General features: G+C 42.9%; 1 protein-coding gene. It reads right to left on the reverse strand.

Annotated features, from left to right (window positions below; genetic code table 11):
* A partial coding sequence (gene hflC / locus A3739_RS01190; protein ID WP_197471930.1) for a protease modulator HflC occupies positions 1–504 on the reverse strand: 504 nt, incomplete at both ends.

Raw genomic sequence — 504 nt, forward strand, 5'->3', positions numbered from 1 at the left:
AATACCCTTAACGCGAACATCTAAAACTCGGATACCAAATTCAGCCAAAGTCTGCTCATTCAACTTAGTAGTAATGTCAGACATGAGCTCATCACGCTCACCCGATACAACTTCAGTCAAGCTACGAGAAGCAAACTCATCACGAAGCCCTTTGTTGGTAGAGTTAGACAAAAGCGTCGTCGCTTGCCATCTGTTGCCGGCTGTCGCCTTGTAATAAGCACTGACATCTTCGATCTGCCACTTAACAAACGAATCAACGATCAAGAACTTTTTACCAACAGTCAAGAAGCGTTCAGGACGTGAATCGAGAGTTAGAATACGCGCGTCGAATTTGCGAATATTCTGAACAAACGGCATCTTAAAGTGAATACCTGGTCCAATATCTGACTCAACAATTTCACCAAATTGAAGTTTAATCGCAACCTGTCTCTCATCAACGATATACAGAGATGACGACAATACGACGATCGCGATAAGAACCGCCACTAACGATAATACTGACTT

Source organism: Oleiphilus sp. HI0067, from assembly GCF_001635735.1.